10 protein-coding genes are annotated in these 12337 nt (G+C 69.0%); 8 read left to right on the top strand and 2 right to left on the bottom strand.

Annotated features, from left to right (window positions below):
- Positions 1-178: 178 nt before the first annotated feature.
- The 6 genes from argS (at position 179) to rho (ending at position 8962) form a co-directional block, all read left to right on the top strand.
- Positions 179-1834, top strand: coding sequence for an arginine--tRNA ligase (gene argS / locus DMH01_RS04485; RefSeq protein WP_125673820.1), 1656 nt, complete (start codon positions 179-181; stop codon positions 1832-1834).
- Positions 1835-1840: 6 nt separating this feature from the next.
- Positions 1841-3274: a diaminopimelate decarboxylase gene (lysA, locus tag DMH01_RS04480; protein ID WP_125673819.1), complete on the top strand. Its 1434-nt coding sequence runs from the start codon at positions 1841-1843 to the stop codon at positions 3272-3274.
- A 3-nt stretch (positions 3275-3277) separates the two neighbouring features.
- The gene (locus DMH01_RS04475) at positions 3278-4588 is read left to right on the top strand and encodes a homoserine dehydrogenase (RefSeq protein WP_199745361.1); all 1311 of its coding nucleotides are present in this window, start codon (positions 3278-3280) and stop codon (positions 4586-4588) included.
- Complete coding sequence (gene thrC / locus DMH01_RS04470; protein WP_125673818.1) at positions 4585-5646, top strand: threonine synthase; 1062 nt, start codon at positions 4585-4587, stop codon at positions 5644-5646. Before DMH01_RS04475 ends, thrC begins: the two co-directional genes overlap by 4 nt.
- Positions 5643-6524, top strand: a complete 882-nt coding sequence (thrB, locus tag DMH01_RS04465; protein ID WP_125673817.1) for a homoserine kinase — start codon at positions 5643-5645, stop codon at positions 6522-6524. The genes thrC and thrB overlap by 4 nt, the downstream gene beginning before the upstream one ends.
- Before the next feature lie 419 nt (positions 6525-6943).
- On the top strand, positions 6944-8962 hold the full coding sequence (gene rho / locus DMH01_RS04460; RefSeq protein ID WP_125673816.1) for a transcription termination factor Rho: 2019 nt from the start codon (positions 6944-6946) through the stop codon (positions 8960-8962).
- A 337-nt stretch (positions 8963-9299) separates the two neighbouring features.
- On the opposite strand, the gene DMH01_RS04455 is transcribed toward rho, so the two are convergent.
- Positions 9300-9845 carry a CHAP domain-containing protein gene (locus DMH01_RS04455; RefSeq protein ID WP_125673815.1) on the bottom strand — a complete coding sequence of 182 codons (546 nt, stop codon included), beginning with the start codon at positions 9843-9845 and terminating at the stop codon, positions 9300-9302.
- A gap of 222 nt (positions 9846-10067) precedes the next feature.
- On the opposite strand from DMH01_RS04455, the gene rpmE reads away from it, so the two are divergent.
- Both rpmE and prfA read left to right on the top strand, forming a co-directional pair.
- Positions 10068-10295, top strand: coding sequence for a 50S ribosomal protein L31 (rpmE, locus tag DMH01_RS04450; RefSeq protein WP_007028345.1), 228 nt, complete (start codon positions 10068-10070; stop codon positions 10293-10295).
- Between the two features lie 81 nt (positions 10296-10376).
- Positions 10377-11447, top strand: coding sequence for a peptide chain release factor 1 (gene prfA / locus DMH01_RS04445; RefSeq protein ID WP_125673814.1), 1071 nt, complete (start codon positions 10377-10379; stop codon positions 11445-11447).
- Positions 11448-11453: 6 nt separating this feature from the next.
- On the opposite strand, the gene DMH01_RS04440 is transcribed toward prfA, so the two are convergent.
- Positions 11454-12191 (bottom strand): hypothetical protein, encoded by a 738-nt coding sequence (locus DMH01_RS04440; RefSeq protein WP_125673813.1) that lies wholly within the window; start codon positions 12189-12191, stop codon positions 11454-11456.
- Positions 12192-12337: the final 146 nt, after the last annotated feature.

Genomic DNA, 12337 nt, shown 5'->3' with positions numbered 1-12337 from the left:
TTTCTGGTTGTCCCGTTAGCCATGGCTCCTGCGTTCTCCAAAGGGGGTGGTCCCTGCGCGGGCCAGTGTAGAGACCGCGCGTCTGATCACCGTGAACAGCCGGAAGATCACCGGCTTGGCTCACACCTTCCGGCGGTCGCTGCGAAGCCCGGACCAGGTCACACCTAGAATTCCGCGAGTGACTCCCGCAGCTCTCGCCGACCTGGTCCGTAACTCCGCCGTGCAGGTTCTCACCGCGCGCGGCCTCGACGATTCCGTGCTGCCGGAGAAGGTGACGATCGAGCGTCCCCGCAACCCCGAGCACGGCGATTACGCGACCAACCTGGCGCTGCAGGTGGCCAAGAAGGCGGGGATGAAGCCCCGCGACTTCGCCGACGCGCTGGCCGAGGCCCTCGCCGCGACCGACGGGATTGACTCGGCCGAGGTCGCCGGGCCGGGCTTCCTCAACCTGCGGCTCGCGGCCGACGCGCAAGGCCAGATCGTCCAGCAGGTGCTCGACGCCGGGGAGAAGTACGGCCTCGGTGACGCGCTGGCGGGCGTCAAGATCAACCTGGAGTTCGTCTCGGCGAACCCGACCGGCCCGATCCACCTCGGCGGCACGCGCTGGGCCGCGGTCGGCGACGCGCTGGGCCGCGTGCTGTCCGCGCAGGGCGGCCTGGTCACCCGGGAGTACTACTTCAACGACCACGGCGCGCAGATCGACCGCTTCGTCCGGTCCCTGATCGCCGCCGCCAAGGGCGAGCCCGCCCCCGAGGACGGCTACGCGGGCGGCTACATCAACGACATCGCCGCTGAGGTCATCCGCCAGGAGCCGAGCGCGCTTTCGCTGCCGGACGACGAGCGGGCCGAGACCTTCCGCCGGGTCGGCATCGAGCTGATGTTCACCGAGATCAAGCAGAGCCTGCACGATTTCGGCACCGATTTCGACGTCTACTTCCACGAGAACTCGCTGCACGAGTCCGGCGCCGTGGCGTCCTCGGTCCAGCAGCTGAAGGACTCCGGGAACCTGTACTTCGAGGACGGCGCCTGGTGGCTCAAGTCCAAGGAGCACGGCGACGACAAGGACCGCGTCGTCATCAAGAAGGACGGCAACCCGGCCTACATCGCCGGCGACCTCGCCTACTTCCAGGACAAGCGCAAACGCGGGTTCGACCTGTGCATCTACATGCTCGGCGCGGACCACCACGGCTACATCGCCCGCCTGAAGGCCGCCGCGGCCGCCTTCGGTGACGACCCGGCTGTGGTCGAGGTGCTGATCGGCCAGATGGTCAACCTGGTCTCCGAGGGCAAACCCGTCCGGATGAGCAAGCGCGCCGGCACCGTGATCACCATGGAGGACCTGGTCGGCACCGTCGGCGTCGACGCGGCCCGCTACGAGCTGATCCGCTACTCGGTCGACTCCACTTTGGACATCGACCTCGACCTGCTGCGCAAGCATTCCAACGACAACCCGGTCTACTACGTCCAGTACGCCCACGCGCGGCTGGCCTCGTTGCAGCGCAACGCTTCCGACCTGGGCCTGAAAACCGATGGCGACGTCGACTTCGGCCTGCTCACGCTGCCGGCCGAGGGCGATCTGATCCGCACGATCGGCGAATTCCCGACCGTCCTCCGCCGGGCCGCTCAGCTGCGTGAACCGCACCGCGTCGCCCGGTACCTCGAAGAACTCGCCGGCGCGTACCACAAGTTCTACACCGTGGGCCGTGTTCTTCCCCAGGGCGACGAGGAGGCCACCCCCCTCACGTTCGCCCGGCTCGCGCTGTGCCAGGCCGCCCGCCAGGTGCTGGCGAACGGCCTCAACGTGCTCGGTGTCTCTGCTCCGGAACGGATGTAACCCAGAATGGCTCACCCCGCGGGCCCCCGCCACGCCGACGTCTATCCCCACGCCGACGCCTCCGGTTTCCCGCCGTCGAGTCCCGAAGAACTCGACAGGCTGTACCCGAAAGTCTGGCCCCGCAACACTTTCCGCGGCGGTGACGGCGTCGTCCGCATCGCCGGTGTCGACGTCCGCGAACTCGCCGAGAAGTACGGCACGCCGCTGTTCGTCGTCGACGAGGCCGACTTCAAGTCCCGCTGCGCCGACTACGCCGAGGCGTTCGACGACCCGGCGCTCGTGCACTACGCGTCCAAGGCGTTCCTGTCCATCGAGATCGCCCGTTGGGTGGCCGAGCAGGGACTGAGCCTGGACGTCTGCAGCGGCGGCGAGCTCGCCGTCGCGCAGCGCGCGAACTTCCCGGCGGAGCGGATCACCTTCCACGGCAACAACAAGTCGCTGCCCGAACTGGAAGCCGCCGTCGAAGCCGGTGTCGGCACGGTCGTGGTCGACTCCTACTACGAGATCGCGCGGCTGGCCGACGTCGCCGCCCGGCACGACGTCGTGCAGAACGTCCTCATCCGGGTGACCGTCGGCGTCGAGGCGCACACCCACGAGTTCATCGCGACCGCGCACGAGGACCAGAAGTTCGGTTTCTCGCTGGCTTCCGGTGACGCGGCCGAGGCCGTGCGCCGCGTGCTCAACGCGCCGTCCCTCAAGCTGATCGGCCTGCACAGCCACATCGGTTCGCAGATCTTCGACGCCGACGGTTTCGAGGTCGCCGCCCGCCGCGTGGTCGGCCTGCTGGCCGAACTCGCCAAGGAACACGGCACCGATCTGCTCGACCAGCTGTCGATCGTCGACCTCGGTGGTGGTTTCGGTATCGCCTACACCGACAAGGACAATCCGCCCCCGCCCGCGCAGATGATCACGCAGATCCGCGAGATCGTCCGCAAGGAATGCGAGTACGCGGGCCTTCCGGTGCCGAGGATCGCCGGCGAGCCGGGCCGCGCCATCGCCGGCCCCGGCACGATCACGCTGTACGAGGTCGGCACCATCAAGGACGTCTCGCTCGGCGACAAGGCCGCCCGCCGCTACGTCAGCGTCGACGGCGGCATGAGCGACAACATCCGCACCGCGCTCTACGACGCCGTGTACGACTGCCGTCTCGTATCCCGGTCCGCGGACGACGACGGGGACGGCCAGGCCGCCGCCGCGCTGTCCCGGGTCGTGGGAAAACACTGTGAGTCCGGCGACATCGTCGTCCGTGACTGCTGGCTCCCGGACACCCTTGCTCCCGGCGACCTGCTCGCCGTGGCGGCCACCGGGGCGTACTGCTACTCGATGGCCAGCGGGTACAACCGGCAGCCGCGGCCCGCGGTGGTGGCCGTGCGCAACGGCAGCGCCCGCGTGCTGCTGCGGCGGGAGACGACGGACGACATGCTGCGCCTGGAGGTCTAGCAAGTGTCTACTGTGGACGAACGCGTGATCAGGGTCGCCCTGCTGGGCTGCGGGACGGTCGGCGGCGAGGTCGTCCGGCTGCTCACCGAGCAGGCCGGGGAACTCGCGGCCAGGGCGGGCGCCAGGGTGGAGCTGGCGGGGATCGCGGTGCGGCGCCCCGACAAGCACCCCGAGCTGCCGCCGGAACTGGTGACCTCCGACGTGACGAAGCTCGTCACCTCCCCGGACGTCGACGTCGTCGTCGAGCTGGTCGGCGGCATCGAGCCGGTGCGGCAGTGGCTGCTCGACGCGCTCAAGGCCGGGAAATCCGTTGTCACGGCGAACAAAGCGCTGCTGGCCGAGCATTCCGCGGAGCTGTTCGAGGCCGCCGACGCGGCGGGCGTGGACCTGTACTTCGAGGCGGCCGTGGCCGGGGCGATCCCGCTGCTGCGCCCGCTGCGCGAATCGATGGCCGGCGACCGCATCACCCGCGTGATGGGCATCGTCAACGGCACCACCAACTACATCCTGTCCGCGATGGACTCCACCGGCGCCGGTTACGCGGAAACGCTGGAAGAGGCCAGCAGGCTCGGTTACGCGGAGGCGGACCCGACCGCCGACGTCGACGGTTACGACGCGGCGTCCAAAGCCGCGATCCTCGCCTCGCTCGCGTTCCACACCCGGGTGACCGCGTCCGACGTGCACCGTGAAGGCATCGCCGACGTCACCGCGTCGGACCTCGCCGCGGCGAAGGTACTGGGCCGCACGGTGAAACTGCTCGCCATCTGCGAGCGCGTCACCGCCGACGACGGCACCGAATCCGTTTCGGCGCGCGTGCATCCGGTGATGATCCCGCGCAACCACCAGCTCGCCGGGGTCGGCGGCGCGTACAACGCCGTCTACGTCGAGGCCGACGCCGCCGGCGAGCTCATGTTCTACGGTCAGGGCGCCGGTGGCGCGCCGACCGCGAGTGCCGTGCTCGGCGACCTCGTCGCGGTGGCTCGAAACCGGGTCGTCGGCGGCCGTGGCCCGCGCGAATCCGCGCACGCCGCGCTCCCGGTCAGGCCGATGGGCCAGACGCCGACGCGGTACCACGTCAGTCTCGACGTGGCCGATCGAGCGGGCGTCCTCGCCCAGGTGGCCCAGGCTTTCGCCGGGCACGGTGTCAGCATCGCCGCCGTGCGGCAGCGCGACGCCAACGACACGGCCAGCCTGGTCGTGGTCACCCACCTGGCGCCGGACGCGGCATTGCGGTCCACTGTGGACGACATTGCCAAACTCGATGTGGTGAACCAGGTCGTCAGTGTGATGCGTGTGGAAGGCGAAGACCAGTGATTCCCCAACCGTGGCCCGGGATCATCCAGGCTTATCCCGACCGGATCCCGGTCCCGTCCGGCGCGAAGGTGATCACGCTCGGCGAGGGCAACACCCCGCTGCTGCCCGCCCCGCACCTCTCGGAACTGACCGGCTGCGAGGTCTACCTCAAGGTCGAAGGCGTGAACCCGACCGGGTCGTTCAAGGACCGCGGGATGACCGTCGCCATCACGCACGCGCTCGCCAGCGGGCTCAAGGCGGTCATCTGCGCGTCCACCGGCAACACGTCGGCGTCGGCCGCCGCCTACGCGGCCCGTGCCGGGCTCACCTGCGCGGTGCTGGTGCCCCAGGGCAAGATCGCGATGGGCAAACTCGCCCAGGCGGTGCAGCACGGCGCGCGGATCCTCCAGGTGGACGGCAACTTCGACGACTGCCTCGAACTCGCGCAGAAGACCGCGATCGACTACCCGGTGACCTTGGTCAACTCGGTCAACCCGGTGCGCATCGCCGGCCAGAAGTCGGCCGCGTTCGAGATCTGCGACGTCCTCGGCCAGGCGCCGGACATCCACTGCCTGCCGGTCGGCAACGCGGGCAACATCACCGCGTACTGGGCGGGATATTCCGAGTACGCCGGCGACGGTGTGGTGAAGAACACCCCGCGGATGTTCGGGTTCCAGGCGGCCGGTGCCGCGCCGCTCGTGCACGGCGAGCCGGTGGCCGATCCGGACACGATCGCGACCGCGATCCGCATCGGGAGCCCCGCGTCCTGGGACGGCGCGATGAAGGCGAAGAACGCGTCCGCGGGCCTGTTCGAAGCGATCACCGACGAGAAGATCCTCGAGGCGTACCGGCTGCTCGCCCGCAAGGAAGGCGTGTTCGTCGAGCCCGCTTCGGCGACCAGCGTCGCGGGCCTGCTCGCCACGGCCGCCGACGGGCGCCTGCCGAAGGGCTCGACCGTTGTGTGCACCGTCACCGGACACGGCCTGAAGGACCCGGCCACGGCGTTGGAGGGCAACGTCGAGGTCGAGCCGCTCGCCGTCGACCCGACCGCCGTCGCCGCCGCGCTGGACCTGCGATGACGCTGATCGAGGTCAAGGTCCCGGCGTCGTCGGCGAACCTCGGCCCCGGCTTCGACACACTCGGCCTCGCGCTGGCGTTGTACGACCGGGTCGAACTCCGGATCACCGACGCCGGCCTCAAGATCGAGGTGATCGACGTCGGCGCGGGCGGGGTGGACGACGTCCCGACCGACGAGTCGCACCTGGTCGTCCGTGCTTTCCGGCGCGGTTGCGAGCACCTCGGCCTCCGGCCGCCGGGCCTGCACTTGCGCTGCTTCAACGCCATCCCGCACGCTCGCGGCCTCGGCTCGTCCGCGTCCGCCGTCGTGACCGGTGTCGCGGCGGCGTACGCGCTGGCTGAGAAGGCCCTGGACGACGACGCGCTGCAGCTGGCCGCCGGGTTCGAGGGACACGCCGACAACGCGGCGGCGAGCCTGCTGGGCGGCTTCGTGGTGGCCTGGACCGAGGGCGAGCGGTTCCGCGCCGAACGGCTCCAGCCGCACCACGACATCCGGCCCGTGGTCGCCGTCCCGGCGCTGCGATCGTCGACCGACGCCACGCGCGGGTTGCTTCCCGCCCAGGTCCCGCACGCCGACGCGGCGTTCACGGCAGGCCGCGCGGCGCTCGCGGTCCACGCGCTCACCTCGCGCCCGGACCTGTTGCTCTCCGCGACCGAAGATCGGCTCCATCAGCACTACCGGGCGCCCGCGTACCCGGCGAGCAGCGAACTGGTGCGCGCGCTGAGGGCCGAAGGGGTGGCCGCGGCCATCTCCGGAGCCGGTCCGACCGTGCTCGCGCTGACCACCGGGGGAATACTCCCGGCGGGCGTCGACGTTACGTCTTTCGACGTCACCGAGCTGCCGATCGATCCGGGCGGCGTTCAGGTTGCGGCTCAGTAAAGCCTCGGTCACATGCCGGAGCCCCATCCCGCCACGCGGGGGGTGGTTGTTGCACCGGACCGTGGCGCGGTCTACCCTCGGGGGCGTTCGATCACCGTGCGTTTCCGCACCCGGTGCCGGTCCAGGTGACCAGTGTCATCCTTGGCCCGCATCCTTCGTTGATCCGCCAGTTCCGCAGACCGCCTGGCAAGCGGGGAGTAGCGGATGGACGCAGGCGGGTTCCCGGTTCCGGCGGTGCCGAATTCCGCTTCCTCCGTTTGGAGGACGCAAATCCCTGTGCTGGAGGCCTTCTAGCTGTGTTCGACACGGCCGAGGAGCTGATCGCCCGTATCGGGGGCCAATTACGCCGTTTCGCAATCGGACGCGAGCGGCGGTCCGCTGATCCACCTGGAGGCGTGGATCGGTCAGGAAGGACATTTGTGAGCAACACCGATCTTTTGAGCGACGTCGAAGGTGGCGCCGCCGAGTCGAACGGCGCCGTCGCCCCCAAGCGCACGGTCGGCGGATTGACCGGCAAGACCGTCGCCGAACTGCGCTCGATCGCTGGGGACCTTGGCATCGGCGAGACCACGGGTATGCGCAAGGGCGATCTGATCGCGGCCATCCGCGAGCGCCAGGGCAAGACCAAGCGCAAGACCCCCGCCGCGGCGAGCGAAACGCTTCCGCTCGAGGGGATCGATGCACCGCGCAAGGCCCCCAAGGCCGAAGCGCCCAAGACGGAGGCCCCGAAGCAGGAGGCCCCGAAGGCCGAAGCCGCTCCGGCCGAGGCTCCTCGCGCCGAGAAGGCCGAGAAGACCGAAAAGGTCTCGGAGAACGGCTCCGCGCCCGCCGCCGAGCGGCCGGCGCAGCAGGACAACACCCAGCAGGACGGCCAGCCGCAGCAGGAAGAGGGCGGCCGCAACCGTCGTCGCCGCGGCTCCAACCGTGCCGCGGGTTCGCCCGAGCAGGGCGGCCAGCAGCGTGAGCGCGGTGAACAGCGTGAGCGTGGCGAGCGCGGGGACCAGCGCGAACGCGGTGACCGCGGGGACCGGGCTGACCGCAACGAGCGCGGCGACCGCGGTGAGCAGGGCGGCAACCGTCAGGGCAACCGCGACGGCCGTGGCCAGGACAACCGCCAGCGCAACCAGCAGGGCGGCGGCCAGGACAACAGCCAGCGCCAGGGCCAGCAGGGCCCGCAGGGCGACGACGACGAGGAAGGCGGCCGTCGCGGCCGTCGCTTCCGCGACCGTCGCCGCCGCGGTTCCGGCGGTGGCCGTGAGCAGGGCGGTTCGCCCGACACCGAGATCCGCGAGGACGACGTCCTGCTGCCCGTCGCGGGCATCCTGGACGTGCTCGACAACTACGCGTTCGTGCGCACCTCGGGCTACCTCGCCGGGCCGAACGACGTGTACGTCTCGCTGTCGCTGGTCCGCAAGTACGGCCTGCGCCGCGGTGACGCCATCACCGGTGTCGTGCGCCAGCCGCGTGACGGCGAGCAGCAGCGGCAGAAGTTCAACCCGCTGGTGCGCGTCGACTCGATCAACGGCCTGGACCCGGACGAGTCCAAGCGTCGTCCCGAGTTCACCAAGCTGACGCCGCTGTACCCGAACGAGCGCCTGCGCCTCGAGACCGAGCCGCACAAGCTCACCACCCGCGTCATCGACCTGGTGATGCCGGTCGGCAAGGGGCAGCGTGCCCTGATCGTGTCGCCGCCGAAGGCCGGCAAGACGACGATCATGCAGGACATCGCGAACGCGATCTCGACGAACAACCCCGAGTGCCACCTGATGGTCGTGCTCGTGGACGAGCGTCCGGAAGAGGTCACCGACATGCAGCGGTCGGTGAAGGGTGAGGTCATCGCCTCCACCTTCGACCGCCCGCCGTCCGACCACACCTCGGTCGCGGAGCTGGCCATCGAGCGGGCGAAGCGCCTGGTCGAGATGGGCCACGACGTCGTCGTGCTGCTCGACTCGATCACCCGTCTTGGCCGTGCCTACAACCTGGCGGCCCCGGCGTCCGGCCGGATCCTCTCCGGTGGTGTCGACTCGACGGCGCTGTTCCCGCCGAAGCGGTTCCTCGGCGCGGCGCGCAACATCGAGAACGGCGGTTCGCTGACGATCTTCGCCACGACGATGGTCGAAACCGGCTCCACCGGTGACACGGTCATCTTCGAAGAGTTCAAGGGCACCGCGAACGCGGACCTCAAGCTCGACCGGAAGATCGCCGAACGGCGCGTGTTCCCCGCGGTGGACATCAACCCGTCCGGTACCCGCAAGGAAGACCTGCTGCTTTCGCCGGACGAGCTCGCGGTCACCCACAAGCTGCACCGGGTGCTGCACGCGCTGGACTCGCAGCAGGCCATCGACCTGCTGATCTCGCGACTGCGCAAGACGAAGACCAACATCGAGTTCCTCATGCAGGTCTCGAAGACGGCCCTCGGCTCGAACGACGACGACTGATCTTTTCGGTCGGTCGCGTAAGTACATGAAGGCCCCCTTCCCTGCGCCAGGCGCAAGGAAGGGGGCCTTCATGTACTTGGGCGGCGGTTGGTTCGCTGCGCGGTCGGTGGCGGGGTGAAGGGTCCCTTCACTGTGTCTGATGCGGCGATGGGAGCCTTCGGCCCTCGTCGCGCACGACCACCTGCGCCGACCGCGCCACGTTTGCCTTACCCCTCAATGGTTCGCGGGGTCACTGGCGGCGGGCCTGGCGTGGTGAGCGGACGTTGCGAAAGCCACTTTCGCAACCTTCAACGTTACGAAAGTGGCTTTCGCAACGTCCGTGCCGCGCCCCGAGGGCTCAGCGGTGCGGAACCGCCGCAGGAGTCCAGCCGCGGTAGTTGTTGAAGTAGTGCACGCTCGACGCGTGGCCGATCTTGCCGCCGATGCTGGAGGCGTAGATCCCGCCGGAGCCGTCGGCGATGCCGACGTGGCCCCACTGGCTGATGTTCCAGTACACGAAGGAGCCCTTCGGCGGCGTCCCGGTCGTGTGCTTCGGGCTCGCGCCGTTCCAGTGCGCGTTGGCCGAGGCCCAGACGCCGGTGGTCCCGTACGCGTTCTCGACGGCCTTCTCACAGAGGCCCTGGTACGCGGTGGAGCCCATGCGGTTCTTGAACCACTGGACGGCGCCGGCGGGCGTGCCGTCGCCGGCGCCCTGGATGGCCAGGTCGCCGTCGGACAGGGTGGTGAACGTCCCCGCGGCCGGGTTGATGTCGGCGGCGGTGATGGTGGCGGCCGTTTCGGGGGCGGCCGGAGTGGCTCCCGCGACCGGAGCCACGGCGAGGGCCGCGATGGCCAGCGCTGCGACGGAGGCCGGCTTCGCCACCTTGGCGAGGATGATGCGCATGATCAGTACCTCCTGTTGAGGAATCACCAACAAGGAGAGTTTCACGTGATCAAGTACAAATTTCGTACAACCGGGCGTCGATGGTTGATAACTCAACGTGTCGGAATATGCGGAGGGTGGGGTGCGTTGACGCCACTGCCAGCACATCTGGCAAAATCATCCGCTGAAGTCCGGCACCGGTTCACCCCGCTCGGGGACCCGGGGCCAACGAGAGAGGACACCATGAAAAGCGGTATTCACCCCGAGTACGTCGTCACGCACGTGAACTGTGACTGTGGCAACGAATTCACCACGCGCAGCACCAAGACCTCCGGCAACCTCCACGTCGAGATCTGCTCGAACTGCCACCCGTTCTACACCGGCAAGCAGAAGCTCATGGACACCGGCGGCCGCGTCGCGCGCTTCGAGGCTCGCTACGGCAAGCGCAAGAAGGCCGAAGACGCCAAGTAGCTTGAACGACGGCGCCTACCCGCATGTCCGGGTAGGCGCCGTTTTTCATGGTTCTATCAGGGTCCGTTGAGAGGTGGAGTGGTGGATTCGAGTTCGCTGAAGGGTCTGCTCGAAGAGCACGCCCAGCTGGAAGAGCAGCTGGCCGACCCGTCCGTGCACGCCGACCAGGCGCGCGCTCGCAAGCTCGGCCGCCGGTACGCCGAGCTGAGCCCTGTCGTCAAGACGGTCCGCGAGCTCGACACCGCCCGTGAAGACCTCGAGACGGCGAAGGAACTGGTAGCGGAAGACTCGGCCTTCGCGGCCGAGGCCGAGGAGATCTCCGCCAAGATCCCCGTGCTCGAGGCCAAACTCACCGAACTGCTCCTGCCGCGCGACCCGTACGACGGCTCCGACGTGGTCATGGAGATCAAGTCGGGTGAAGGCGGCGAGGAATCGGCGCTGTTCGCCGGCGACCTCCTGCGCATGTACCTGCGCTACGCCGAGCGTCACGGGTGGAAGGCCGAGGTGCTCGACTCGGTCGACTCGGACCTCGGCGGTTTCAAGGACGTCACCGTGTCCATCAAGAGCCGTTCCGCCGCCGCCGACGGCGTCTGGGCACGGCTGAAGTTCGAGGGCGGGGTGCACCGCGTGCAGCGCGTGCCCGCCACCGAATCGCAGGGCCGTATCCACACCTCCGCGTCCGGCGTGCTCATCTACCCCGAACCCGAGGACGTCGAGGTCGAGATCGACCCGAACGACCTGCGGATCGACGTCTACCGCTCGTCCGGCCCCGGCGGCCAGAGCGTGAACACGACCGACTCGGCGGTGCGGATCACCCACCTCCCGACCGGCGTGGTCGTCTCGTGCCAGAACGAGAAGTCGCAGATCCAGAACCGCGCCCGCGCCCTGCAGGTGCTGCAGGCCCGCCTCCAGGCGATCGCCGAGGAGGAGGCCGCCGCGAAAGCGTCGGACGCGCGCCGCTCGCAGGTCCGCACCGTCGACCGCTCCGAGCGGGTCCGCACCTACAACTTCGCCGAGAACCGCATCGCCGACCACCGGGTGAACTACAAGGCGTACAACCTGGACCAGGTCCTCGACGGCGACCTCGACGGCGTGCTGGACGCGCTCATCACCGCGGACCGCGAAGAGCGGCTCGCCGCCCACGCGGGCTGAGGCGAACTAGCCGGGTTCTGTGTAGAACGGGTCGTCCTCCAGTGCGGTATGGACGGCCCGGACGGACATGTTCACCTGCGACAGTCTGTCGGCCACCTCGTCGGCGACCCGCCTGAGCGCTTCTTCGCCGCTTTCCCCGTCCAGAGCCGGGAAAGCCGACAGCAACACCGCTTCGCAAGGACCCGCGTCCGTGCTGATCCGGACCAGAGACGCCGAAAGGTCGGCCGCCGGACGGCCGCACAGGTCCACGGCCAGGCGCAGGTCACCGGTGGGGACGTAGAGATGCACCCGCGAAATCACATCGGTTTCGGCGCGCGGGGTGAAATCGTGCCTCGTGACGTATGCGGGCTCACGTGGATCGGTGCCGCCGACGGACGCCATCAGCGAATAGAGAGTGAACCCGTCCGCTCGGATGTCATAGGCGTCGTAGCTTCCGTATTGCCCGGTGTCCGGCGTGCCGTGAATTTCGAAGAATTGCGCGTTCAGGCCGAAGTGGAAAAGCGCGGGTACCGCGGCTCGATGCAGTGTTTCGGCGGAATCTTCGCCGTCGGCCGGGGGCGTACGATAGCCGACGGAGACCAGATATCCCGTCCAACCGCCTTCGGGGTCCGCCCGGCAGATCTCCAGCTCGGTGGCGTCGAACTCGCCGATGAGACGTTCGCCCAGCGCGGCGGCCGCGGCGAAGTCCTCGGTCTCGATATTCGCGGATATCCGCGTGACGACCGTCGTATCCCGGAGATCCATGACTATCGCGTGAGCCCCTTCAGCGCGTGTAGGTGGCGCTCAGCCTACGCGGGCCGGGCGCGGTATGGAACGACGCCCGTTCAGTGAGGGCTCTTAACGGTACGCGTTCGAGGTGAATAGAGGAGGAGCGGCTCGGCGCGATGAAA

Source organism: Amycolatopsis sp. WAC 04182, from assembly GCF_003947465.1.
In the GTDB taxonomy this organism is placed as follows: Bacteria; Actinomycetota; Actinomycetes; order Mycobacteriales; family Pseudonocardiaceae; genus Amycolatopsis.
Note: the sequence above shows the minus strand (reverse complement) of the source record. Positions and strands in the feature narration are given on the sequence as shown.

Bases quoted from the DNA above. Each gene is read 5' to 3' on its own strand.
- lysA (WP_125673819.1), top strand. From the start codon at position 1,841: ATGGCTCACCCCGCGGGCCCCCGCCACGCCGACGTCTATCCCCACGCC.
- thrB (WP_125673817.1), top strand. From the start codon at position 5,643: ATGACGCTGATCGAGGTCAAGGTCCCGGCGTCGTCGGCGAACCTCGGC.
- DMH01_RS04455 (WP_125673815.1), bottom strand. From the start codon at position 9,845: ATGCGCATCATCCTCGCCAAGGTGGCGAAGCCGGCCTCCGTCGCAGCG.
- rpmE (WP_007028345.1), top strand. From the start codon at position 10,068: ATGAAAAGCGGTATTCACCCCGAGTACGTCGTCACGCACGTGAACTGT.
- DMH01_RS04440 (WP_125673813.1), bottom strand. From the start codon at position 12,191: ATGGATCTCCGGGATACGACGGTCGTCACGCGGATATCCGCGAATATC.